18 protein-coding genes and 1 riboswitch are annotated in these 22,366 nt (G+C 71.8%); of the genes, 5 read left to right on the forward strand and 13 right to left on the reverse strand.

Annotated features, from left to right (window positions below; translation table 11 throughout):
- Positions 1-102: 102 nt before the first annotated feature.
- The 7 genes from gcvP to ACZ6RT_RS35135 all read right to left on the reverse strand — a co-directional run bounded on the left by gcvP (position 103) and on the right by ACZ6RT_RS35135 (position 9,162).
- Positions 103-2,958, reverse strand: a complete 2,856-nt coding sequence (gene gcvP / locus ACZ6RT_RS35105) for an aminomethyl-transferring glycine dehydrogenase (RefSeq protein ID WP_470158310.1) — start codon at positions 2,956-2,958, stop codon at positions 103-105.
- A gap of 173 nt (positions 2,959-3,131) precedes the next feature.
- A riboswitch (glycine riboswitch) is annotated at positions 3,132-3,223 on the reverse strand.
- A gap of 15 nt (positions 3,224-3,238) precedes the next feature.
- The gene (locus tag ACZ6RT_RS35110; protein WP_399195900.1) at positions 3,239-3,859 is read right to left on the reverse strand and encodes a MerR family transcriptional regulator; all 621 of its coding nucleotides are present in this window, start codon (positions 3,857-3,859) and stop codon (positions 3,239-3,241) included.
- Positions 3,860-4,003: 144 nt separating this feature from the next.
- Positions 4,004-4,474: a bifunctional nuclease family protein gene (locus ACZ6RT_RS35115; RefSeq protein WP_362808356.1), complete on the reverse strand. Its 471-nt coding sequence runs from the start codon at positions 4,472-4,474 to the stop codon at positions 4,004-4,006.
- Between the two features lie 77 nt (positions 4,475-4,551).
- Entirely contained in the window at positions 4,552-5,202 is a 651-nt protein-coding gene (gene ftsR, locus ACZ6RT_RS35120; RefSeq protein WP_344908555.1) for a transcriptional regulator FtsR, read from the reverse strand.
- 26 nt (positions 5,203-5,228) lie between these two features.
- A complete protein-coding gene (locus ACZ6RT_RS35125; protein WP_344908558.1) occupies positions 5,229-5,741 on the reverse strand; it encodes an FHA domain-containing protein in 513 nt (170 codons plus the stop codon).
- Positions 5,742-6,060: 319 nt separating this feature from the next.
- The gene (locus ACZ6RT_RS35130; RefSeq protein WP_470158313.1) at positions 6,061-8,562 is read right to left on the reverse strand and encodes a sugar phosphate nucleotidyltransferase; all 2,502 of its coding nucleotides are present in this window, start codon (positions 8,560-8,562) and stop codon (positions 6,061-6,063) included.
- A 3-nt stretch (positions 8,563-8,565) separates the two neighbouring features.
- Positions 8,566-9,162 carry a CDP-alcohol phosphatidyltransferase family protein gene (locus ACZ6RT_RS35135; RefSeq protein ID WP_344908563.1) on the reverse strand — a complete coding sequence of 199 codons (597 nt, stop codon included), beginning with the start codon at positions 9,160-9,162 and terminating at the stop codon, positions 8,566-8,568.
- A gap of 271 nt (positions 9,163-9,433) precedes the next feature.
- Here ACZ6RT_RS35135 and ACZ6RT_RS35140 point away from each other — a divergent pair, with 271 nt between their 5' ends.
- The 3 genes from ACZ6RT_RS35140 to ACZ6RT_RS35150 all read left to right on the forward strand — a co-directional run bounded on the left by ACZ6RT_RS35140 (position 9,434) and on the right by ACZ6RT_RS35150 (position 12,002).
- Positions 9,434-10,051, forward strand: a complete 618-nt coding sequence (locus tag ACZ6RT_RS35140) for a class I SAM-dependent methyltransferase (RefSeq protein ID WP_399195907.1) — start codon at positions 9,434-9,436, stop codon at positions 10,049-10,051.
- 272 nt (positions 10,052-10,323) lie between these two features.
- Positions 10,324-11,505, forward strand: a complete 1,182-nt coding sequence (locus ACZ6RT_RS35145) for an acyl-CoA dehydrogenase family protein (protein ID WP_399195909.1) — start codon at positions 10,324-10,326, stop codon at positions 11,503-11,505.
- Between the two features lie 68 nt (positions 11,506-11,573).
- Positions 11,574-12,002 carry an SRPBCC family protein gene (locus ACZ6RT_RS35150; RefSeq protein WP_399195911.1) on the forward strand — a complete coding sequence of 143 codons (429 nt, stop codon included), beginning with the start codon at positions 11,574-11,576 and terminating at the stop codon, positions 12,000-12,002.
- A gap of 146 nt (positions 12,003-12,148) precedes the next feature.
- Here the strand turns inward: ACZ6RT_RS35150 and ACZ6RT_RS35155 are convergent, their stop codons facing one another.
- The 3 genes from ACZ6RT_RS35155 to ACZ6RT_RS35165 are packed head-to-tail and all read right to left on the reverse strand — an operon-like array spanning position 12,149 to position 14,561.
- On the reverse strand, positions 12,149-12,931 hold the full coding sequence (locus ACZ6RT_RS35155) for an enoyl-CoA hydratase/isomerase family protein (protein ID WP_470158316.1): 783 nt from the start codon (positions 12,929-12,931) through the stop codon (positions 12,149-12,151).
- Positions 12,928-13,842, reverse strand: coding sequence for an alpha/beta hydrolase (locus tag ACZ6RT_RS35160; protein ID WP_470158318.1), 915 nt, complete (start codon positions 13,840-13,842; stop codon positions 12,928-12,930). The genes ACZ6RT_RS35155 and ACZ6RT_RS35160 overlap by 4 nt, the downstream gene beginning before the upstream one ends.
- Positions 13,843-13,874: 32 nt before the next feature.
- The gene (locus ACZ6RT_RS35165; protein WP_470158320.1) at positions 13,875-14,561 is read right to left on the reverse strand and encodes a gamma-glutamyl-gamma-aminobutyrate hydrolase family protein; all 687 of its coding nucleotides are present in this window, start codon (positions 14,559-14,561) and stop codon (positions 13,875-13,877) included.
- Between the two features lie 489 nt (positions 14,562-15,050).
- Between ACZ6RT_RS35165 and ACZ6RT_RS35170 the strand changes: the two genes are divergently transcribed.
- Together ACZ6RT_RS35170 and ACZ6RT_RS35175 are read left to right on the forward strand one after the other, a co-directional pair.
- Positions 15,051-16,166, forward strand: coding sequence for a globin domain-containing protein (locus ACZ6RT_RS35170; RefSeq protein WP_399195918.1), 1,116 nt, complete (start codon positions 15,051-15,053; stop codon positions 16,164-16,166).
- Between the two features lie 503 nt (positions 16,167-16,669).
- Positions 16,670-16,978, forward strand: coding sequence for a hypothetical protein (locus ACZ6RT_RS35175; RefSeq protein ID WP_399195919.1), 309 nt, complete (start codon positions 16,670-16,672; stop codon positions 16,976-16,978).
- 51 nt (positions 16,979-17,029) lie between these two features.
- Here the strand turns inward: ACZ6RT_RS35175 and thyX are convergent, their stop codons facing one another.
- The 3 genes from thyX to ACZ6RT_RS35190 form a co-directional block, all read right to left on the reverse strand.
- A complete protein-coding gene (gene thyX / locus ACZ6RT_RS35180; protein ID WP_470158322.1) occupies positions 17,030-18,697 on the reverse strand; it encodes an FAD-dependent thymidylate synthase in 1,668 nt (555 codons plus the stop codon).
- A gap of 103 nt (positions 18,698-18,800) precedes the next feature.
- Entirely contained in the window at positions 18,801-19,934 is a 1,134-nt protein-coding gene (locus tag ACZ6RT_RS35185) for an amidohydrolase family protein (RefSeq protein WP_470158324.1), read from the reverse strand.
- 158 nt (positions 19,935-20,092) lie between these two features.
- Positions 20,093-22,234, reverse strand: coding sequence for an anthranilate synthase component I (locus ACZ6RT_RS35190; RefSeq protein ID WP_470158326.1), 2,142 nt, complete (start codon positions 22,232-22,234; stop codon positions 20,093-20,095).
- Between the last annotated feature and the right edge of the window lie 132 nt (positions 22,235-22,366).

Below are 22,366 nucleotides of genomic sequence, written 5' to 3' on the forward strand. Positions count from 1 at the left end.
CGGCTCCGCGCGGGGCCCGGACCGCTCACCGGGCGCCTTGCGGCGGAGCGCCCGAGAGGCCGCCGCATCCTCCGGGGACCGCCCCGGGACCGCGCGGGCGGATCAGTCCTCGTAGGACTCCAGCGGCGGGCAGGAGCAGACCAGGTTGCGGTCGCCGTAGGCCTGGTCGATGCGCCGGACCGGCGACCAGTACTTGCCCTCGCGCAGCGACGGCAGCGGGTAGGCCGCCTCGGTGCGGGTGTAGCCGTGCTCCCACTCGTCGGCGGTCAGGCTGTCGGCCGTGTGCGGGGCGTTGCGCAGCGGGTTGTCGGTCCTGTCGTAGTCGCCCGAGGCGACCTTGGCGATCTCGCCGCGGATGGCGATCATCGCCTCGCAGAACCGGTCGAGCTCTGCCAGGTCCTCGCTCTCGGTCGGCTCGATCATCAGCGTCCCGGCCACCGGGAAGGACATGGTCGGCGCGTGGAAACCGTAGTCGACCAGGCGCTTGGCCACGTCGTCGACGGTCACGCCGGTCTCCTTGGTGATCTGGCGCAGGTCCACGATGCACTCGTGGGCCACCAGGCCGCCGCGGCCGGTGTAGAGGACCGGGTAGTGGGGGCCGAGCCTGCGGGCCAGGTAGTTGGCCGACAGGATGGCCTGCTCGGTGGCCGCCTTGAGGCCGTCGGCGCCCATCATCCGGATGTAGGCCCAGGAGATCGGCAGGATGCCGGCCGAGCCGTACGGGGCGGCCGAGACCGGGCCGACGGTGGTGCCCTCGCGCAGCGGGTGGCCGGGCAGGTGGTCGGCCAGGTGGGCGCGGACCGCGACCGGCCCGACCCCGGGGCCGCCGCCGCCGTGCGGGATGCAGAAGGTCTTGTGCAGGTTCAGGTGGGAGACGTCCGCGCCGAACTCGCCCGGCCTGGCCAGGCCGACCAGCGCGTTGAGGTTGGCGCCGTCGACGTAGACCTGGCCGCCGGCCTCGTGCACCAGCTCGCAGACCCGGACGATCGTCTCCTCGTACACGCCGTGCGTGGACGGGTAGGTCACCATGATCGCGGCGAGCCGGTCACGGTGCTTGTCGATCTTCGCGACCAGGTCGCCGAGGTCCACGTTCCCCTCGTCGTCGCAGGCCACCACGGCCACCCGCATGCCCGCCATGACGGCGCTGGCGGCGTTGGTGCCGTGCGCGGAGGAGGGGATCAGGCAGACGTCGCGCTCGGACTCGCCGCGCGAGGCGTGGTAGGCGCGGATGGCCAGCAGGCCGGCGAACTCGCCCTGGGAGCCGGCGTTCGGCTGGAGCGACACGGCGTCGTAGCCGGTGACCTCGGCCAGCCAGCGCTCCAGCTCCGCGATCAGCTCCAGGTAGCCCCGGGCCTGGTCCTCGGGGGCGTAGGGGTGCAGGCCCGCGAACTCGGGCCAGGTGATCGGCTCCATCTCGGTGGTCGCGTTGAGCTTCATGGTGCAGGAGCCCAGCGGGATCATCGACCGGTCGAGCGCGACGTCCTTGTCCTGGAGCCTGCGCAGGTAGCGCAGCATGGCCGTCTCGGAGCGGTGGGCGTGGAAGACCGGGTGGGTCAGGTAGTCGCCGGTCCGCGCCAGCGCGTCGGGCAGCGCGTCGTGGGCGGCGGCGTCCAGGTCGGCCGGGACGACGCCGGCGACCTCGAAGGCGGCCAGGACCTGCTCCAGGTGCAGCAGCTCGGTCCGCTCGTCGCAGGTGATCCCCACGTGGTCGTCGTCGACCAGGCGCAGGTTCACCTCGTTGTCGCGGGCGGTGGCGACGATCGCGGCGGCCCGGCCGGGCACCCGGGCGAGCACGGTGTCGAAGAAGGTGTCGTGCACGACCTCGACGCCGCCCTGGCGCAGGCCCTCGGCGAGGACCACGGCGTGGCGGTGGGTGCGGCGGCCGATCCTGCGCAGGCCCTCGGGGCCGTGGTAGACGGCGTACATGCCGGCGATCACCGCGAGCAGGACCTGGGCGGTGCAGATGTTGCTGGTGGCCTTCTCCCGGCGGATGTGCTGCTCGCGGGTCTGCAGCGCGAGGCGGTACGCCGGGCGGCCGTCCGCGTCCTGGGAGACGCCGACCAGGCGGCCGGGAAGCTGGCGCTGGAGGCCGTCGCGGACCGCCATGTAGGCCGCGTGGGGGCCGCCGAAGCCCAGCGGGACGCCGAAGCGCTGGGTGGAGCCGATCGCGATGTCGGCGCCGAGCTCGCCGGGGGCGGCCAGCAGGGTGAGGGCGAGCAGGTCGGCGGCGGCGACCACCTGGGCGCCGCGGGCGTGGGCGGCCTCGGACACGCCGCGGAAGTCGCGGATCCGGCCGCTGGCGCCGGGGTACTGCACGAGCACGCCGAAGCAGTCGGGCAGCTCGCCGGCCAGGTCGCTCTCGACCAGCTCGATGCCGAGCGGCTCGGCACGGGTGCGCAGCACCGCCTTGGTCTGCGGAAGGGCGTCGGCGTCCACCACGAACACCTTCGACGGGCTGCGGCCCGCGCGCCGGGCCAGGGTCATCGCCTCGGCGGCCGCGGTGGCCTCGTCCAGCAGGGAGGCGCCGGCGACGTCCAGGCCGGTCAGGTCCGAGACCACGGTCTGGAAGTTGAGCAGGGCCTCCAGCCGGCCCTGGGAGATCTCCGGCTGGTAGGGCGTGTACGCGGTGTACCAGCCCGGGTTCTCCAGCAGGTTGCGGCGGATGACGGCCGGCGTGATCGTGTCGTGGTAGCCCAGGCCGATCATCGAGGTCATCACGGTGTTGCGCCCGGCCAGGACGCGCAGCTCGGCCAGGGCCTCGGCCTCGGAGGCGGCCGGGGGCAGGTTCAGCCGCTCGGCCGAGCGGATCGCCTCGGGCACGGCCACCGCGACCAGGTCGGCGACGGAGGCGAAGCCGACCGCCTCCAGCATGCGGGTCTGCTCGGCGTCGTCGGGCCCGATGTGGCGGGTCGCGAACGGTGGGGCGGCGAGCTCGCCGAGCGGGGACAGATCGGTCATGGAAAGCCTCCCAGACGGGGTGGAGACCGGCGCCGGGCGCGGGCGTGCGACCGGAGTCTCCCCCTCTGTCATCGCGGCCGGTGCCGCGACCTGAGAGCTTCACCTGCCCGTGACGGGAGGCTTGCACCGTCGGTGAGGCACACCTGGCCGGTGTGCCTGCTTTCCAGAGTTGCCTCGTCCGTGCGGTACAGGGTGCCTGAGAGATTCCGGGGAGGTTGCTCCTTCGGCGCCCCGGTCGTGCCGGGGACTCTCCCGCACAGGGTCAGTGGCGAGTCCGAGTTTACCCTGTTCGTCGTGCTCTGCGACGCCGGGCGAGCTCATCGGCGTGATGATCGCCTAAAGGGCCTCCGCCCGACTCCGCGCGTTCGCCGGGAAGATCCGCGAGGGAGCCCTCCACCTCCTGCCAGACCCGTCCGAGCGCTATGCCGAAGACTCCCTGACCGCCCTGGAGCAGGTCGATGACCTCGTCGGGCGAGGTGCACTCGTAGACGCTGACCCCGTCGCTCATCAGGGTGATCTGGGCGAGGTCGTTGACGCCCCGGTCGCGCAGGTGCTGTACGGCGATGCGGATCTGCTGGAGGGAGACGCCGGTGTCGAGCAGGCGCTTGACGACCTTGAGGACCAGGATGTCGCGGAAGCCGTACAGCCGCTGGGAGCCCGAGCCGTGCGCGGCCCGCACGGTGGGCTCGACCAGGCCGGTACGCGCCCAGTAGTCGAGTTGCCGGTAGGTGATCCCGGCCGCGGAACAGGCCGTCGGGCCCCGGTAGCCGAGGTCGGCGGGCGTGTTCACCGGTTCCCCGTCGAACAGCAGACCCTCTTCACCCGCGCGCTGACGTGCCGACTGGCGCCGTTCCGGGTCATCCTGATCGGCGTTTCTACCCTCGCCGCTGCTGACCGCCACGCGGACCTCCGGCTTTCTCTCATCCCACGGCCTGATCTGGGGGTTTACGCACGGCCGTGGGTTTCACTTGCACCGTAGGACTGGGGCCAAGTCCAGTCAACGACCCCACCCGGCGCGTCGTGAAGCGTAAATGCACCGAAATTCCTACCCCGCGCGGCCGAAGTCCTCGGGCGTGATCGTGTCAAGGAACTCCCTGAACTTCTCCACCTCGTCCTCCTGGTCGTCGGGAATGATCACCCCTGCCTCCCGGACCACCTCCTCACTCGCGAAGATACGTGCGCCGGTGCGCAGTGCCAAGGCGATCGAGTCGGAGGGACGCGCGCTCACCTCCACCCCGTTGGAGAAGACGAGATCGGCGAAGAAGATCCCGTCGCGCAGGGCGACGATGTTGACCGTGTTCAGCCGGACGCCGAGTCCGTCGAGCACGTCCCGGAACAGGTCATGGGTGAGCGGCCGAGGCGGTGGTTCCTCGGCCTGGGCCATGGCGATCGCCGTGGCCTCGGTCATGCCGATCCAGATGGGCAGGTAACGCTCTCCCTGCGCCTCCTTCAACAAGACGATCGGCTGGTTGGAGGGCATCTCGACTCGAACGCCCACGACCTCCATCTGCAACACGGGCTGCTCCGCTTCGCTGGATTCCGACCGGTTTGTTCAACGTAACACTCGTGGGGTACGAGTGCCTGGGCAGGTTCTCACCGGCCCAGGGCCCCACGAACGCCCGAACGCAGGAGCGAGGCGTGCAATTCCAGCAACAGGCCGGAGATCTCCCTGGCGGTCTCGTCGGCCTGGTCGATCGCGCCCGGCCCCCGGCGGCGCAGCAGCGGCGCCACGGCCTGCTCCACCAGCCCGGCCTCGCGTTCCGCGGCGGCCCTGACGGCCCTCAGGTGGCGGGCGCGCAGGCCGAAGGCGGCCAGGGCCCCGACGCTGCGGGCCACGGCGAGCGCCTCGGCGTCGTAGTAGCGGGCCACGGCGGCCAGCAGCCCGTAGTCCTCCAGCTCGGCCAGGGTCTCCTCGTCGAGCTCGGCGGCGCTCAGCAGCTCGTCGCGGGTGAGACGGATCTCACCGGGCCCCTCGTCCGGGACGGCCCGCGGGCGGGCCACGGGGCGCTCCTCGCGGTCGGCGGCCTCCAGCCGGTCCTTGATCACGCGCAGCGGCAGGTAGCGGTCCCGCTGCTCGCTGAGGATGTAGCGCAGCCGCTCGACGTCGGCGTAGGTGAACTTCCGGTACCCGGAGGGACTGCGCTCCGGTTCGATCAGCCCCTCGCCCTCCAGGAAGCGAATCTTGGAGATGCTGACATCGGGGAACTCGCCCTGAAGGAGGGCGAGCACCTCCCCGATGCTCATGTGCGCACGAGCGGCCTGCGAGCTCATCATCCTCCAGCGGCGCCGCGGGTGAGGAAGACCAGGCGGAACTTGCCGATCTGCACCTCGTCCCCGCCGTAGAGCGGGACCTCCTCGATGCGCTCGCGGTTCACGTAGGTGCCGTTCAGGCTTCCGACGTCGCGGACGGTGAAGACCCCGCCGCCGCGCCGGTAGAACTCCACGTGGCGGCGCGAGACCGTGATGTCGTCGAGGAAGATGTCGCTCTCGGGGTGACGGCCCACGGTGGTGAGATCGCTGTCGAGCAGGAAGCGGCTGCCGGCGTTCGGGCCGCGCATCGCCACCAGCAACGCGCTGCCCGGAGGCAACTGCTCCACGGCCTGCCGTTCGGCGAGAAGCGTCTCCCCGGTCTCCGCCTCGTAGGCCTCGATCCCGGAGAGGGAGATCGTCGACGTGCTGTCCCCGGGTGTGTCGGACCTGGTAAGCGGCGACCCGCATCGTGAACAGAAACGGGCATCCTCAGGATTGGCATGACCGCACTGCGTGCAGTAGACGCTCGGCATCGATCGGCTCGGCCTCCTACCGCGAAGACGCGGCAACGGTGCTCAGTGATGCGCGCGCCTCGCTTCTTCGCTTCTCAAGGGATTTCTCAGACTGCGAATGCCGCAACATACAGTGATGAGACGCGAAGGTCAAGGCTGACGCTGAACCGCGGGTACGGTCGGTGACAAAGTTACAGCGGGGTACGTCCCCGGTCCATGGTGCCGCGCTGTGTTTGTCGCATTCGCTCGGTCCACAACGCCCGACAACGGGACTAAAGCACCCTTCGTTCTTGATGTCCGGTTCTTTGGAGGCCCCCGGGGGAACGCCCCCGGAGGGCCGTCAGCCTCCGGCGGCCTCCTCGACCACCCGTGCCCAGCGTTCGATCATGACCTGGGCGGAGTCGACGTCGAAGCCCTCGGCCCACAGGTGGGTGACCGCCTCGGTGGGGTCGGGCAGCACCAGGGCCCAGCCGCCGTCCTCGGCGACCACCCGTACCCCGTCGGTGGTGTCGATCAGGTGGTGCTCGGCGGCCTCGATGACCGAGCGCATCACCGCGCCCTTGGCCGCCCACGGGGTCGGCACGGTACGGCGCAGCAGCCTGGCCTCGGGGATCCTGGCGTCGATCTGGCTGAGCGAGAGCCGGGTCCTGGCCACCAGCCCCAGCAGGCGCAGAAAGACCGCCAGGCCGTCCACGGTGGGCCCGAACTCCGGGACGATGAAGCCCCCGCGCCCGTCCGCGGCGAAGATCATCTCAGGGCCCCTGGCGGCTGCGGTGAGCGCGTCGGTCGCGGTGGCGGTCCACTCGGCCTGGACCCCGTGGAACCTGCAGACCTGCTCGGCCACCCGGGTGGTGGTGACCGGCAGCGCCACCCGGCCGCCGCGCCGCTCGGCCGCGACCAGGTCGAGCACCACCAGCAGGGCCCGCTCCTCGCTGATCAGCTGGCCCATCTCGTCCACCAGCGCCACCCGCTCCCCCACCGGGTCGAAGCGCACCCCGAAGGCCGCCCTGGAGGAGCTGACCAGCTCCGACAGGCGCTGCAGGTCGCGGCGGCGCTCGGCGAGGGTCTCGGTGGGCGAGGCGTCGTCCAGCCGGTTGTTGACGGTCAGCACGTCCACCCCGACCCGGCCGAGAAGGCTGGGCAGCACCAGCGAGGACGTCCCGCCCGCGCAGTCGACCACGACCTTCATGTCGGCGTCGCGGACCCCGCTGATGTCCACCAGGCGCAGCAGCTCGTGCGTGTAGTCCTCCACCGACCTGGCCGGAAAGCTCAGCTCGGCGATCTCGCCGGGGAAGGCGCGGCGGAACTCCTGGCGGGAGAAGACCCGGTCCAGCTTGCGCTGGGCCGGCGGGGACAGGTCCGCGCCGTTCTCGTCCATGAAGACGATGTCGACGCTCTGCGGGTCGCCCGGGGTGGTGCGCAGCGCGATGCCGCCCACCGCCTTCTCCCTGGCGGTGTGGAAGCGGGCCACCGGCAGCGGGGCCGCCTCCAGGTCGAGCACGTTGATCGCGCTGGCGTTCAGGGCGCTGATCACCGCCCGCTTCAGCGCCCGCGCGGCGCGGGAGGAGTCGCGGGAGGTGATGACCGAGGCGCCCTTCTTCAGCGTGGTGGCGTAGGCGCTGGCCAGCCGTACACACAGCTCGGGGGTGATCTCCACGTTGACCAGCCCGGAGACCCCGCGCGGGCCGAACAGGTTGCGCTGGGCGCGAGGCTCCCAGATGACGCTGTTGTTGATCACCGCCCCGGCCTCGATGGTCTTGAACGGGTAGATCTTGACCCCGGAGGAGATGTACGCCTCGGCCTCGATGATGCACTCGTCGCCGACGACGGCGCCCTCCTCGACCCGGGCCGCGGTCATCAGGTCGGTGTTCTTGCCGATCACACAGCCGCGCAGGTGGGCGCTGGGCCCGACGTAGACGTTGTCGTGGACGACCGCGCGGTGCAGGAACGCCCCCTCCCGCACCACCGCGTTGCTGCCCAGCACGGTGTACTCGCGCAGTTCGGCCCCGGCCTCGACCTTGGCGTAGTCACCGATGTAGAGCGGGCCCTTCAGGACGGCGTCGGCGTCCACCGAGGCGCCCTCGGCGACCCAGACGCCGGGCGAGACCTCGAAGGCGTCGATGTCGACCCTGACCCGTCCCGACAGGACGTCGGCCTGGGCCTTGAGGTAGCTCTCGTGGGTGCCGACGTCCTCCCAGTAGCCCTCGGCCACGTAGCCGTAGAGCGGGGCCCCGCGCTCCAGCAGCCGGGGGAACACGTCACCCGACCAGTCCACCGACTCCCCGGCCGCGATCTCGTCGAGGACCTCGGGCTCCATCACGTAGATGCCGGTGTTGGCGGTGTCGGAGAAGACCTGGCCCCAGGTGGGCTTCTCCAGGAAGCGCTCCACCCGGCCCTGGTCGTCGACGATGACGATGCCGAACTCCAGCGGGTTGGGGACGCGCTTGAGCCCGATCGTGACCATCGCGCCGTTCTCGCGGTGGAAACGGATCATGTCGGTCAGGTCGATGTCGGTGAGCGCGTCGCCGGAGATGACCAGGAAGCGGTCGTCGCGGAGCCGGTCGGCGGCGTTCTTGACGCTGCCCGCGGTGCCCAGCGGCGTGTCCTCGGTGGCGTAGTACAGGCTCATGCCGAGCTCGTCGCCGTCACCGAAGTAGTTGCGGACCAGGGCGGCCAGGAACTGCACGGTGACCACGGTCTCGGTGAAGCCGTGCCGCTTCAGCAGGCGCAGCACGTGCTCCATGATCGGCCGATTGATCACGGGCAATAGGGGTTTCGGCTGGTTCGCGGTCATCGGCCGGAGCCGTGTCCCCTCCCCGCCCGCCATGACGACGGCCTTCACAGATCACCTCTTAAGGCGTTTGGCCTCGCGTGCCAGCTGACGCACCTGTACCCAATACAGCACGCCCGACCACCAGTACAGGCCGGTGCCCCAGATGGCCAGGGACCAGCCGACGATCCCGGCGAACGTGGCGTACCAGAGGTCGTGGTAGGCGAGGAAGAGCAGGGGAAAGGCGTAGAGGAGGTTGGCGGTCGCGGCCTTGCCGAGGAAGTGCACGGGCAACGCCGGGCCGTACCCGAGACGGCGCAGGATGAGCGGGATGCCGAGCAGCATCACGTCACGCAGCGGGATGGCCAGGGCCAGCCACCAGGGAATGATCTCGCGCATGGCGAGGCCGAACAGGGTGGCCAGGATGTAGAGCCGGTCGGCCAGCGGGTCGAGCAGCCGCCCGAGCCTGCTGGTCTGGTTCCAGGCGCGGGCGATCTTCCCGTCCAGCCAGTCGGAGAAGCCCGCCAGCATCAGCAGCGCGACGGCCCAGCCGTCGGCCTTCGGGCCGAGCACCAGCCAGAGGAAGACGGGCACGCCCAGGAGCCTGGCCAGGCTCAACGCGTTGGGAACCGTCCAGATACGATCTTCGGCTCCCGATGCCTCCGGATTCACCGGCTGTCTCCCTCCCCCGCGCCTGATGCCGACCCTACCCGTGCGGGGCCCGCACGGCCCTACGGCCACCCCCGCTTCGTCCCCGGAACGGACGGGGACGCAGGGCCCCGCCGACGACGGAGGCGGGCGCCGGGCCGGGGGCGGGGAGCGGAACGGGAGGTGGGAAGCGGAAGGGGCCGATCCTCCGGAAAGGGGGCGATCCTCCAGGTACGACCGAAACAACCGTCAATGACGCGCCAGATCTCCCGCCCGACCCCTTAGCCTTCACACCATGACCAATGACACCGCGCTCTTCCTGAGGCAGTGGATCCGCTCACCGGGCACGGTCGGGGCGGTCGCACCGAGCTCGCGGCGGCTCGCCGAGACGGTGACCTCACCGGTCCCGCATCGGGGCGATCCCGTGATCGTCGAGCTCGGCCCCGGTACGGGGGCGTTCACCGCGGAGATCCAGCGCCGGCTGGGAGGGCGGGGCCACCACCTGGCCATCGAGATCAACCCGCGGATGGCCGACTTCCTGGCCTCCAGGAACCCGGGGGTGGAGGTCGTGGTCGACGACGCGGCACGGCTGCCGCAGCTGCTGCGGGAGCGCGGCCTGCCCGGCGCCGACGTGGTGGTGAGCGGGCTGCCGTGGGCCGCGTTCTCCGAGGAGACGCAGACCCTGCTGCTGGACGCGGTCACCGCGGTCATGACGCCGCACACGGCCTTCACCACCTTCGCCTACAGCTTCGCCAAGCGCCTGCCCCCGGCGCGGCGTTTCCGCAGGCGGCTGACGGAGACGTTCGAGGAGGTCGTGCCGGGCCGGACGGTCTGGCGCAACGTGCCCCCGGCCTTCGTCTACCACGCGCGCCGACCCCGGCTGGCGGCCTCGGCCGCGGGCTCACCGGCCTGACCGGGTGAACCGCGGCCCCGCGGGATCACGGGGCCGCGACGGCGCGGACCGGGGACGCCGCGGGGCCGCGACGGCGCGTGACGGGGACGGCGCGTGACGGTGAGGGGACCCGGGAACGGGAAGGCTCGCGGCCTCGCGGCCGGCCGGGCCGTGAAGGGGGCGGCCGGAAGGGCGCGTGACCCGGGAGACCGGGCGGAACGGGAGGCGCGCCCCCGGAAGGGAACCGAACCTGGTTCTATCATTGCGCCCCGACGAGAACGGAGTTGATCACCGTGGACTTCACCCTTCCGGAGAGCGCCCTCGCGGTCCAGCGCGGCGTGGGCGACATCTGCGCCCGCTACGACCTCGACTACTGGCAGCGCTGCGAGAACGAGAAGCGCTGGCCGGAGGAGGTGTGGCGGGACCTGGCCACGGGCGGCTGGCTCGGCCTGGCCGTCCCCGAGGAGTACGGCGGCGGCGGCCAGGGCCTGCTGGAGCTGGCCGTGGCCACCGAGACCCTCTCCGCCTCCGGCTCGGCCGGAGGGTCGGCCTTCACCTACGTGCTCACCCCCGGGTTCGGCGCGCTCACCCTGACCAGGCACGGCAGCGCGTGGCAGCGCGACGAGCTGCTGCCCTCCCTGGCCACCGGCGAGCTGGAGACCTGCTTCGCGCTCACCGAGCCGGACGCCGGGTCCAACGCCCTGGGCATCTCCACCTTCGCCCGCCGCGACGGCGCCGAGTTCGTCGTCACCGGCCAGAAGATCTGGATCACCGGCGTGCAGCGCGCCACCTGGATGCTGCTGGTCACCCGGACCGTCCCGGCCGCCGAGGCCAGGCCGCGCAGCAACGGCCTGACCGTCCTGCTGGTGAACGTCCCCGAGGCTGTCGCCGCCGGGCGGCTGTCCTTCCGGCCGATCCCCAAGATGGGGGCCAACACCACCCCGTCCAACATGGTCTTCATCGACGAGCTGCGGGTGCCCGAGCGCAACGTGGTGGGCGAGGTCGACCAGGGCGCGCGGGTGCTGTGGGACATCCTCAACCCCGAGCGCGTCCTGCTGGCCGCGTCCGCGCTCGGCGGCGCCGAGGTGGCGCTGCGGGTCGCCGTGCGGTACGCGAAGGAGCGCGAGGTCTTCGGCCGCCCGATCGGCGCCAACCAGGCCATCGCCTTCCCGCTCGCCCAGGTCAAGGCGAAGATCGAGCTGGCCAGGCTGATGCTCTACAAGGCCGCCTGGCTGTTCGACCGCGAGCTGCCCTGCGGCACCGAGGCCAACATCGCCAAGCTGACCGCCTCCCAGGCCGCGTGGGAGGCGGCCGACCACGCCTTCCAGACGCACGGGGGCATGGCCTACTCGCTGGAGTACCCGGTGGCCCGGCTGCTGGCCGACGCCCGCATCGGCAGGGTCGCCCCGGTGACCGAGGAACTGCTGCTCAACCACCTGGCCACCCAGGTGCTCGGGCTTCCCCGGAGCTTCTGACCGGTTGCCGGGCGGAGCGGGCGGGCATGACCACGGTCGGTATCCGGGCGAGCACGAAGGAGTGGCCCATGTCCGCGTACGCCAGCACGGTGGTCGACGCCTCCGCCGACGAGGTGTGGGGTTACCTGAGGGATTTCGGCAACGTGGCCGAGTGGCTGCCGGGGATCGACCGCTGCGAGGTCGAGGAGGGCGACGGCTCCCGGCCCGGCACGGTGCGCAGGCTGGAAGGGCTCGGCGGGGTCTTCAGGGAGCGCCTGCTCACCCTCGACGACGACTCCCGTTCGGCGACGTACGAGATCCTGGAGGGGCCGCTGCCGGTCAGCGACTACCGCGCGGTCTACCGGGTGTCGCCGGTCACCGACAGCGGCCGGGCGTTCGTGGAGTGGTCGGCCACCTTCGCCGCCGACGACGTGGCGAAGATGAACCGCGTCATCGTCAAGGGCGTCTTCGAACCCGGGCTGACCGCCCTGCACGGGCGGTTCCGTCCCGGCACCTGACCGGGTCCCGCATACCCCGTTCCGGCACCTGACCGGGTCCCGCGTGACCCGGTCCCGCACAACGACCCGGGCACAACGCCCCGGCCCCGCACATGACCCGGCTCCGCGCGACCCCGGGCACGTGACCCGGGGCGCGTGCTCCCGGCTCAGCCGAAGGACGGCGGGCGCTTCTCGCGCAGGGCGCGCACGCCCTCGGCCACGTCCGGCCCGGTGAAGCCGAGGAACTCCATGGCCAGCGAGGCGTCGAAGGAGGGACCGGCCAGGCGGAGCCAGTTGTTGAGGGAGTACTTGGTCAGCCGGATCGCCTCGGCGGAGCCCTCGGCCAGCCGGACCGCGATCTCCAGGGCCCGCTCGTGCACCAGGTCGTCGTCGACGCAGAGGCTGACCAGGCCCATCGCCTCGGCCTGCTCCCCGGTCACCGGCTCGCAGAGCAGCAGGTGGTACTTGGCCTTGGCCAGGCCGCACAGCAGCGGCCAGACGATGGCGGCGTGGTCCCCGGCCGCGACCCCCAGCCGGGTGTGGCCGTCGATGATGCGCGCGGTGCGGCCCGCGACCGAGATGTCCGCCAGCAGGGCGACGGCCAGCCCGGCCCCCACCGCAGGGCCCTGGATGGCCGAGACGACGGGCTTGGAGCAGTTGATCACGTTGTAGACGATGTCGCGGGCCTCGGTGAAGACGCGCATGCGGACGGCGTGGTCGCGCGTCATCTCCTCGATCATGGACAGGTCACCGCCCGCGGAGAACGCCTCGCCCTCGCCGCGGACGAGCACCGCGCGCACCTCGTCGTCGCGGTCGGCCTCGCGCCAGATCTCGGCCAGCTCGCGGTGACCGGTCATGTCCACCGCGTTGAGCCTGCGCGGCTCGCTGATCACGACCCTGAGCACGCCGGGGGCCGCCCAGTCGCACCTGAGCTTCTCGTACTCCCTCACCGGAACGCCTCCTTCAGCCGGGCCGCGGCGTACTCGCGCGCCTCGGCGGCCTGGTCGAAGAAGCCGGGCAGGCCGAAGAAGCCGTGGACGGCGCCCTCGTACCTCCTGGTCTCGACCGGCACCCCGGCCTCGGCGAGCCGGGCGGCGTAGGTCTCCCCCTCGTCGCGGAGCGGGTCGCACTCGGCCGTGATCACCGTCGCCGGGGCCAGCCCGCCCTTGTCGGGCAGCCGGACCGGCGCGAGCCGGGGATCGGCCGGGTCCCCACCGTACTGGGCGATGAACCAGGCCATCTCGTCGGCGCCGAGGCCGAAGCCGGTGGCGTAGTCACGGTAGCTCGGGGTGTCCATCGCCACGTCGGCGATCGGGTAGACGAGCACCTGGTGGACCAGCCGGAGCCCGGCGTCCCTGGCCCGCCAGGCGGCCACGGCCGCGAGGTTGCCCCCGGCGCTGTCGCCGCAGACCGCGACGCGGGCGGGGTCGGCCCCGTAGGCGTCCGGGCGCTCGAACACGTCCCGCACGACGCTCCAGGCGTCGTCGGCCGCGGCCGGGAAGGGGTGGTCGGGGGCGAGCCGGTAGTCGGCCGAGACCACCACCGCGCCGGTGCGCGCCGCGAGGTCGCGGCCCAGGGCGTCGTTGCGGTCGACGCTCCCGAAGACCCAGCCTCCGCCGTGCAGGTAGACGAGCGCGGGAAGGGGGCGGTCCCCCTCCTCGGGCCGGTAGATCCGGACCGGGACGCCCGCGGCCACGTCGTCCCTGACCCGCGGGAGGGGGGCGATCGGGCCGCGCTGCTCGGCGAAGGCGTCCATCGTCCGCAGCTGCGCGATCGTCTCGGGGGTGAGCGTCGACAGGGGAACCCCGAGGTCGGTCCGGAAGGCGTTCAGGTAGGCCTCGGCCTGCGGGTGCAAGGGCATGGAGGCACCCTACCCGCCTGATCCGCGCGCGGTCAGGGACGGGCGGCCCGCAGCAGCGCCTCGACGAGCCGGTCGTCCCCGGTGCGCCCGGACGGCCACTGCACGCCCACGCAGAAGCGGTGACCCTGGAGCTCGACGCCCTCCACGATCTGGTCGTCGGCCCAGGCCACGGCGAGCAGCCCGGTGCCCAGCCGCCTGATCGCCTGGTGGTGCGGGGCGGTCACCTCGATGCGGTCGCCCAGCGCCGTGCCGAGCCTGCTGGAGGCGCCGATCCGGACGAGGTGCGCGCCGGGGGCGGCGTGCCGGTCGTGGCCGACCACGTCTGGCAGCCAGGGGATCAGGGTGCCGCCCTGGGCGACGTTCAGCACGTGCATGCCCCGGCCCACCGCGAGCAGCGGCAGGCCGTCCCGTACGGCGGCGCGGGCCAGTGCCAGCTCGAAGCGGTCGCGGTGCGGCTGGGGGGCCTCGACGCGTTCCTCGCGGGCGGCCCCGTACAGGACCGGGTCCAGCTCGCCCCCGTCGGCCAGGATCACGCCGGACAGGCCGCGGACGTGGTCGTCGGCCGTGGCCGGGCCGAGCGGGGGCAGCAGCACCGGCGCGCCGCCCGCCTTCTCCACGGCCCGCGCGTACGACGCCGGCGACAGCACGGCCTCCCTGACCCAGTCACCCCAGCGGGCGGCCTCCAGGTGGGCGGTGATACCGATCAAGGGTCGGGACATGCGTTCTCCCCAGGGCCGTACGCGAGCCGGTACCCCTGTTTCGGACGGTACCGATCCCATCTCCAGCAGATCCCCTATCATGGCGCACCGCATTTCGGTCATGTCATGTATCCGAGGTATCAGTGTCGTCTCGCCCGGAGCCCTTGACCGTCACCCCGGGGCGCGTTCACCCCTCCGGCCACCGGGAACGCGGGGACGACAAATTCCCTTACGACCTGTAAAGACGTCTGTAAAGTTGAACGTGATTCCTTTTCAAGTTTATCGGCGAGCCGGATTCGGTAATGACACAAAATAACTTCTCAATTACGGAAAGTTAGATTTCCCACTATATTGACGAGAAACGGTTGTGACAGTCGCATGGTGATGGAAGACTCAAATATCGAGTGACCAGGTGCGCCGGGGCCGCCGGTCGCTCGTCACCCGGAACCGTCAGGGAGGTGGATCTTCATGGTCGGACGCTGATCCGATCAATTAGGGTGGGTTCGTTAAATGTCATTGAATCCGCGTCTCGTCAAGGAAAGCTTCGCCCTCGTCGAACCCGTCGCGGGCAAGGCCGCGGCGTACTTCTACGGGCGCCTGTTCGCCGAGAACCCGCACCTGCGGGCGATGTTCCCGCCGGCGATGGACGTCCAGCGCGACCGCCTGTTCGGGGCGCTGACCAGGATCGTGTGGAGCCTGGACAGCCCGGACGGCATGGCCTCGTTCCTCGGCCAGCTCGGCCGCGACCACCGCAAGTACGGGGTGCTCCCCGAGCACTACACCGCCATCGGCAACGCGCTGCTGGCCACGGTCAGGCGCTTCGCCGCCGAGGTCTGGGACACCGAGGTGGAGGCGGCCTGGGTGTCCGCGTACACCGCCGCGGCCAACCTCATGATCGAGGCGGCCGAGGCCGACTCCGGGGTGTCACCCGCCTGGTGGCCCGCCGAGGTGATCGACCACGAGCGCCGCACGCCGGACATCGCGGTGATCACCCTGCGGCTCGCCCAGGAGATGCCCTATCTGCCCGGCCAGTACGTCACGGTGCAGACCCCGCGCTGGCCCCGCGTCTGGCGCACGTTCTCCATCGCGAACGCGCCCCGGCCGGACCACACCGTACGGCTGCACGTCCGAGCGATCTCCGGCGGCTGGGTCTCCACCACGCTGGTCCAGCACACCAGGATCGGGGACACCCTGACCCTGGGTCCCCCGATCGGCACCATGGTGCCCACCGACTCCGGCCGCGACCTGCTGTGCGTGGCGGGCGGCACCGGGCTGGCCCCGCTCAAGGCGATCGTGGAGCACGTGATCGCCTCCGGCCGCCGCCGGAACGTGCACCTGCTGCACGGCGCCCGTACCGCCCGGGAGCTCTACGACCTGGCCGACCTGACCCGGATGGAGGAGGGCTTCCCCTGGCTGCGGGTGATCCCCGTGGTCTCGGACGAGCCCGGCTACGACGGCATGCGCGGCCAGGTGGCCGAGGTGATGGAGCGCTTCCACTCCTGGGCCGACCACGACGCCTACGTCTGCGGCCCGCCCGCGATGGTCCGCGAGACGGTCCAGCGGCTCGTGCGCGGCGGGATGCCGCCGGCGAACATCCACCGGGACGTCACGCACGACGAACCCTGAGCGGGCTTGCGGACCGGTCCCCGGGCGGACCCCGCGCGATCGGCGGCGAGCGGCGAGCGGCGACCCCGCGCCCCCTGAGCGGCGACCCCGCGCCGGCGCTCCCGAGCGGTGACCCCGCATCGTGAGTCCCAGGCGACAATCAGGATCAACACCGCGAATCGATCACGCAAATTTCGCAGAGCCCGGCGAGACGCGGCACGGCATGGCAGCATGAGGCCCAATCCGAAAGGAGATGGTCATGCGCCAGGGCCCCCCTCCCAGCCCGTGTCCCCCTCACGACCGCCATCCGCACGGATCCGCCGGCCGCCCGCACCGGGCCCCGGCGGGAGGCGTTCCACCGCGTGCGCCCGTCCCCGGATCCCCGCGGCGACGACCCGCGCGCGACCGGGGCCTCCCCCTCCCCCGGTACGCGCCGCCTCGCGGCCGTCGCACCCGCCCGGCGGGCCCGTCGCCCGTCCCGCCCGCTCCGGCGCGCTGAGCCGATGGCCCGTCCCGTCACGCTCGTGACCTTCGTACTCCCCGTCGCGCTCCGGCACTGGGCGGGCGAGAGCACCGAGATCCGCGTCTTCGCCGTCGCCGACCGGGAGGGCGGCCGGCCGACGCTGGGCTCGGCCCTGGACACGCTGCGCCGCGTCCACCCGTCCCTGGAACAGCGCCTGCGTGACGACTACGGCGGCATCCGCCGCCACATCACCATGTTCGTCTGCGGCGAGAACGTCCTGCACATCGGCGGCCTCGACTGCGCGCTGCCCTCCGCCGCCGAGATCTTCGTCCTGCCCGCCCTGTCCCGCCGCCAGGAGACCACCGGCTGACCGGGCCCCCGCCCGCGCCCGGCCCCGGTCGCACGAACGCCGTACGGAACCCTAGGGGGCGACCCGGCCGGCGGCCACGAAGGCCGCGTGCGTGAGGGGCATCAGCTCCGCCCAGGCGGCCTCCATCTTCTCGGCCACCATCTCGATCTCGCGCTGCGGGAACGAGGGGACCGCCGACTGCTCGTTCCTGGTGCGCAGCGACAGGAAGTGCATCAGCGAGCGGGCGTTGCAGGTGGCGTACATCGAGGAGAACAGGCCGACCGGCAGCACGGCCCTGGCCACCTCCCGGGCGATCCCGGCCTCCAGCATCTCCCGGTAGGCGGCGTAGGAGGCGCGGTAGGACCCCTCCATCACCTCGGTGACGAGCTTGTGCTGCCCGGCGTCGCCCTCCACGAAGACGTACTGCCCGGGCTTGCCCTCCTGGACGAGCTTCCGCTCCACCCCAGGAACATAAAAATTGGGCTGAAGCTCACGGTAACGTCCACTTTCCTCGTTATACGAGTTGTGGACGACGATTCCATTGGCCAGGAAGTTGTGCCAGGGGCCCTCCACGGAAAGGTCGTAGGTCATCTCCTCGCCCCCGTCCTCGACCGAGGTGATCACATCCGGCTTGGCGACGGAGATCTTGCCGCCGCGCCTGGCCAACGCCTGCTCAGCGTTGCTCTTCTCTCGGTGGCAGGGCAGGCAGGCGGGTGCGAGATTGCGTTCGTCGAGCGCCTTCAGCAGGTCGGCGGCGACAGGGACCACGTGATCGAGTGCCAGATCCTCTCTCGCGAAGGTGCCGGAACAGAGGTGACACGTATCGGTCTCCCCGATCAGCCGTAGCCGCTGCATAGAGGTCCACACACCGATCCCGCTACGCAGGGACGGGGGGATCAGCGCCTCGGAGGGGCGAACGACGGTTCCCCCGATCATCAGCGCGTCCCCGGCCCTCAGCTCCCCGGCTTTCCTCCATCCGTCGGGGGTGAGGATCGCATGGTCGACCGAGCACCTCAGCTCGCGCCCGCTCGCGGTGGTCAGGCGAATCAGCCGCTGGACCCCGGATTCCATGACGTCCAGAATCCTGGCTCGTGAAGCCTTCAACGTGACCTCGTCATAACAGCGGACGTGGTTACGGTGGACGGAGTCGAGCTTCCGCAGGCGTCGGGAAGGATTCTCCGCCCTGAACGCGGCCACCGCCCGCTCGGCGGAGTCGCGGGTGTCGTGTAGCCCCAGATGGCGTGACCGGTTCATATGTTTGACCTGGGCGGTCCATTTTCCCGCTTTTTTGTGCCATGACACTCCTCCCCCGGTCCGGGGCAGGGTGTCCTCGACACCGTGGTGCCAGAGCCGGTACAGCTCCCCGATCGTCCGTCGACGGAGATATCCCTTCTCGCTCACCAACGTGATCTCGGAATCACCCGCGAGACACCAGCCGGCCCTGTGACGGTGGAACTCGCGGAAGACGAAGATCGGCGCGGAGACGAGGAAGGTCATCGAGTTGTGCTCGAAGGGGCTGCCGTGCCGGTCGCGCATCAGGAAGTTGATCAGGCCCTTCGAGCGCGCCGGGTCCTTGCCGATCTCCTCCAGCGACTGCTCCCCCGCGGTCGAGACCCGCGCGGCCCAGAGCACGTCGGAGTCGGAGGCGCTGTGCTTGACCAGCTCCACGCTCACGTCGTCGAGGAAACGTGCCTGTGTGCCGTCGCCCGTCTCGTCGCCCGCCACCTGGGTCCCCCTCATCACGTCGTCGGTCGCGCCATATCGTAACCGGGCCGGCCCGCGGGCCCGGGAAGACCCCCGGATCCGCGCGTCCCCGCGATCCGCGGGCTCCCCGGGGGAGCCGTCACAGCCGGTAGAGCCTGCGGGCGTTGCCGGAGCCGATCATCTGGGCCACCCGGGCGGCGTCGGCGACGCTCCACTCGCCGTCGGCCAGCCGCGCGGCCAGCGCCCCGGCCAGGCCGCGCCGGTAGTGCAGGGCGCCCAGGTGGCAGGTCTCCGCCACGCCGTGGCCGCCGGAGCCGAACACCTGCCGGTGGAACGGCACCGACTCCAGCAGTTCCGCCATCACGGTGGCCGAGCCGGTGGCGCCGCGGGCCGGCGCGGCTCCCACGTCGACGTAGACGTGCGGAAGGGTGCTCGCCAGGTGGGCGGCGCGGCGGTGGAAGGGGTGGCAGCGCAGCAGGACGACGGGCACGCCCATCGGCTGCACGGCCACGACGAATCCGGTGCCCGAGCCGGTGGGCCCGGCGTGGAACTGCAGCGGCCGCCCGTACTCCCTGGCCACGTCCACGGCCGTCCACAGCAGGTGGCGCAGCAGCACCGGGTCGGTGAGGCGCTCCCCGGGACGGGCCAGCCTCCGGGCCGCCGCCGCGATGACCGTCCCCCGGCTCGGCCTGGCCTCGTCGGTGTGCGCACCGGCGCGGTGGGCGGTGACCGACTTCAGGGCGACGGCGCACGCGGCGCGGGCGGCGAGGTCCTGGGCGAGGGCCGAGACGTAGGCGACCGCGGAGACCGCGCTCGCGGCCACCTCCTCCTCGGCCCGCTCGATCCGCGCCACCGCGACGGTGCCCGCCCCGCCCGTCCGGCCCATCTCGTCCGGAGGCAGCACCTCGGGCCCGCCGGGGGCGGCGGAGTCGTCGAACAGGAAGGTGGCGATCCCGGCGGCGCCCAGCAGCCGCCGGTTCACCTCGGCGGCCCCCAGCTCGGCCCGGCGGGCCAGGTAGACGGCCGGCGGCACGTGCGGGGGAAGGTCCAGGACGGGCGCGCACCAGCGGCGGACCGCGGCGCCTGCCGGGGTGTCGAAGTGCGTGGTGCCGGGGGGTGCCGGGACGCCCGTCTCGGACAGCAGCGTCTCGAACCGGGCCCGGGTGAGGTCGTCGCGGCGTACGCCGTGGCAGCTCTGGTCGACCAGCGGCGCCAGCAGCGCCTCCCGGACGACGTCGGGCAGCTCGACGGGCAGCACGCCGTCCGGCCTCATGCCCGCTCCTCCCCGCCCGCGGCGTGCCGCCGCATCCCGCAGGATCCGCCGGTACGCCCGTCGTCCCCGCCCGGGCCCCGCCCGGCTCTCGTCCGGGAGAACTCTACGGTCGCCCCGGGCGAGGGCCGGGCGGGGAAGGGACGGGCTGTACGGGTTCTTTACCCGGGCGTGCGGCAGAGCCGCAGGACGTTGGCGATGATCTTCGCTCCGGCGTCCCCCTCGGCGGTGAGGATCGACTCGGGGTGGAACTGCACGGCGAAGCGGCGCCGCTCCACGTCCTCGATCGCCATCACCGCGCCGTCCGGGGTCAGGGCGGTGGCGGTGAAGCCGAGCACGCCCGGCTGCTTGGCGTGGACCGAGTGGTAGCGGGCCGCGGTGAACTCCTCGGGGAGCCCGTCGAGCAGCGCGCTGGCGCCCAGCCTGCGCACCCTGCCGCGCTTGCCATGCTCGGGGTAGGAGAGCAGTTCGAGCTCGCCCCCGGCCTGCTCCACCATGCCCTGCAGGCCGAGGCAGACGCCGAACACCGGAAGGTCGCGCTCGTAGAGCGCGCCGACCAGGCCGGGCAGGCCGAAGTCGGAGGGCCAGCCGGGGCCGGGCGAGAGCACCACGAGGGACGGGTCGATCTCGTCGATCATCTCGGCGGGGAAGCCGTGGCGGAGGGTGACGACCTCGGCGCCCTGCTGGCGGAAGTAGTCGGCGAGGGTGTTGACGAAGGAGTCCTCGTGGTCGACGAGCAGCACCTTCATCCCGGCGCCCGGAAGCTCGGCGGCCGGGGCGGGCGCGGCCTGCTCCTGCGGGGCCGCGCCGACCGCCGCCAGGGCGCCGAGCAGGGCGCTGGCCTTGAGCTCGGTCTCGCGCTCCTCGGCCTCGGGGTCGGAGTCGAACAGCAGCGTGGCCCCGGCCCTGACGGTGGCGATCCCGCCGCGGATCTGCGCGGTCCGCAGGGTCAGGCCGGTGTTCATCGAGCCGTCGAACCCGATGTAGCCGACCGCCCCTCCGTACCAGCGGCGGGTGGTGGCCTCGTGGTCCTCGATGAACTGCATCGCCCAGGTCTTGGGCGCGCCGGTGACGGTGACGGCCCACATGTGGGTGAGGAAGGCGTCGAGCGCGTCGAACCCCGGCCGCAGCCGGCCCTCGATGTGGTCGACGGTGTGGATCAGGCGGGAGTACATCTCGATCTGACGGCGGCCGATGACCTGGACCGAGCCGGGCACGCAGATGCGGGACTTGTCGTTGCGGTCCACGTCGGTGCACATGGTCAGCTCCGACTCCTCCTTGACGCTGGACAGGAGGGTACGGATCGCGTCGGCGTCCTCGACCGGGTTGCCGCCCCGGGCGATGGTGCCGGAGATGGGGCAGGTCTCGACGCGGTCGCCGCTGACCCGGACGTACATCTCCGGGGAGGCGCCGACCAGGTGCTCGCCCTCGCCGAGGTTGAACAGGAACTCGTACGGCGCCGGGTTGACCTTGCGCAGTCCCCGGTAGAAGGCGGCCGGGTCGGCGCAGGGGGCGTGGAAGACCTGGCCGGGGACGACCTCGAACAGGTCACCGCGGGCGAACTTCTCCTTGGCCGCCGCGACCACCTCGGCGTAGGAGCCCTTCACGGGGTCGGCGGGGAGCTCGGACGGCGCCGGGGGCAGCGGCACGACCTCTCCCTCGCGGGCCAGCCCGTGCGTGGAGACGCCGTCCACGGTGAACTCGTAGCGGAACTCCTTGCTGGTCTCCCGCTTCCGGTCGATCACCATGATCCGGTCGGGCAGGTGCAGCACCAGGTCGCGCTGGTCGGCGGCCCGCGGCAGGACCTGCCGGATCGGCTCGAACTGGAAGGCCAGGTCGTAGCCGAAGGAGCCGTACAGGCCCAGGTGCTCGTTCTCGCCGCGGAAGGCGGCGATGACCTCACGGATCGCGGTGAAGACCGTGGGCCGGCGGCTGCGCATCTCCTCGGGGAGGATCTCCTCGGACTCGGCCACGTGAACCTCGACGTGGTCGGCGGTCGGCTCCTCGACCGGCTTTCCGGCCGCCAGCAGGCAGGAGACGATGGCCGGGAGGACCACCCTGCCGCGGGCGTTCAGCGCCCTGGCGGAGATCCTGCGCCCCCGCGCGACGATCTCCAGACACGGGTCGACGTAGGCGAGATGCCATCTGCTGTAGCGGCCGGGATACTCCATCCCGGAGGAGAGCACGCCGCCACGGCGTTCCCCGAGGGTCGTGACGACGTCCTCGAGCACCGTCTCCGGCACGTCGGACGCGGTGACCTCGACCCCTATGCCGCCGGCGGTGGTATATCGGCTCGTCTCCACTGCGGTATCGCCCCTTTGATCTACTGATGCCCAGAGGGAGCGGACGCAGAAAAGGCCGCCTCTCCGGGCGGCCGTCTGTCTGCTCGCGAAAATGCGAAACCTGCGCCGCCTAGAAGCGGCGCCACCACTGCT

This window comes from Streptosporangium sp. NPDC050148 (assembly GCF_055586505.1).

What these genes read in the sequence shown, in the direction of transcription:
- thyX (WP_470158322.1), bottom strand. Translation starts at nt 18,697, where the DNA reads ATGAGGGGGACCCAGGTGGCGGGCGACGAGACGGGCGACGGCACACAG.
- ACZ6RT_RS35165 (WP_470158320.1), bottom strand. Translation starts at nt 14,561, where the DNA reads ATGTCCCGACCCTTGATCGGTATCACCGCCCACCTGGAGGCCGCCCGC.
- ACZ6RT_RS35140 (WP_399195907.1), top strand. Translation starts at nt 9,434, where the DNA reads ATGACCAATGACACCGCGCTCTTCCTGAGGCAGTGGATCCGCTCACCG.
- ftsR (WP_344908555.1), bottom strand. Translation starts at nt 5,202, where the DNA reads ATGAGCATCGGGGAGGTGCTCGCCCTCCTTCAGGGCGAGTTCCCCGAT.
- ACZ6RT_RS35150 (WP_399195911.1), top strand. Translation starts at nt 11,574, where the DNA reads ATGTCCGCGTACGCCAGCACGGTGGTCGACGCCTCCGCCGACGAGGTG.
- gcvP (WP_470158310.1), bottom strand. Translation starts at nt 2,958, where the DNA reads ATGACCGATCTGTCCCCGCTCGGCGAGCTCGCCGCCCCACCGTTCGCG.
- ACZ6RT_RS35170 (WP_399195918.1), top strand. Translation starts at nt 15,051, where the DNA reads ATGTCATTGAATCCGCGTCTCGTCAAGGAAAGCTTCGCCCTCGTCGAA.
- ACZ6RT_RS35125 (WP_344908558.1), bottom strand. Translation starts at nt 5,741, where the DNA reads ATGCCGAGCGTCTACTGCACGCAGTGCGGTCATGCCAATCCTGAGGAT.
- ACZ6RT_RS35185 (WP_470158324.1), bottom strand. Translation starts at nt 19,934, where the DNA reads ATGAGGCCGGACGGCGTGCTGCCCGTCGAGCTGCCCGACGTCGTCCGG.
- ACZ6RT_RS35160 (WP_470158318.1), bottom strand. Translation starts at nt 13,842, where the DNA reads ATGCCCTTGCACCCGCAGGCCGAGGCCTACCTGAACGCCTTCCGGACC.